This is a genomic window from Streptomyces sp. SID13726 (assembly GCF_010548375.1).
GTDB lineage: Bacteria > Actinomycetota > Actinomycetes > Streptomycetales > Streptomycetaceae > Streptomyces.
Genome location: NZ_JAAGLY010000413.1, coordinates 1 through 449 on the forward strand (window position 1 = coordinate 1; position 449 = coordinate 449).

Annotated in this window: 1 pseudogene; it reads left to right on the forward strand. The window is 73.1% G+C overall.

The features are described from left to right. Positions 1 to 174: 174 nt before the first annotated feature. A pseudogene (locus G3I78_RS48340) lies at positions 175 to 449 on the forward strand (hypothetical protein); the annotation flags it as partial.

A 449-nucleotide genomic window follows, 5' to 3' on the forward strand; every position in this document is an offset into this window, starting at 1 on the left:
TATCGGCGGCCTGAGAGTGGTCCGCGCGGACGCAGCTGTACGGGCCCCCGTGCGGGCAGATATGACATGGGGTCAAACAGGTATGGGGTGGTGGTGGGGGTGAGCAGCGTGTGGTCGCTGCGCCGGTCTCCGGAGGGGACTCGACGCGCGTGGCGTCAGCGCGAGGAGCTGCAGGTGATCCTGCGTGGTGAGTACGGGCCGCGCTGGTGGGAGATCGCGCCCGCGTTCGCGGGGGTGCTGCTCGCCTTTGGGTTGCCCATGCTCGTCGTCGGCTGGCTGTGGTCACGGCTGGGCTGGTGGGCCGGGCTGCTCGCCGCGGGCGTCTTGGCCTACGGGGTGCGCGCGGTGGTGCTGCGCCGGCGTGAGGTCGCGGCCCGTAACCGGCGCCGTGCCGTGCGGTTCACCCGCGCGGAGATCGACGCGGCCGACGACCGGGGCCTCCGGCGGAT